Here is a 314-nt window from a genome sequence, read left to right as displayed (position 1 = left end):
GTCCGCGGTCGTCCACGGTGACGTGTCGAGCTGACCGCGCCGCGTGGGCGAGCCATGTTGCGAGGTCAGGCCGGTCATGGCGTGGCTGGTCGGTCGGCCGCCGGCGCCGGTCTTGAGGTCCGTGCCGTGGCGCGGGCGGCGCACGGCCTGGAGCGCGCGCCGCAAGTCCGGGGCGCGTTCGGTGTTGGTGAGGGCCCTGGTCACGCGGGTCTCCGTGTAGCCGTGGCCGGTCTCGCGGTCGTAGCGGCGGGCGGTGACGTCCTTCCACGGCAGTGACCGGAGCCTGCGGTGCAGCCCGGGCTGGTTGGCCTTGA

1 protein-coding gene is annotated in these 314 nt (G+C 74.5%); it reads right to left on the bottom strand.

Annotation, left to right across the window (positions count from 1 at the left end):
• Positions 1-314: hypothetical protein (locus UK12_RS42530; protein ID WP_045307243.1), on the bottom strand; the 314-nt coding region annotated here is incomplete at both ends.

This window comes from Saccharothrix sp. ST-888, assembly GCF_000955975.1.
Classification (GTDB): domain Bacteria; phylum Actinomycetota; class Actinomycetes; order Streptomycetales; family Streptomycetaceae; genus Kitasatospora.
This window is presented reverse-complemented; position numbering and strand designations above follow the sequence as displayed.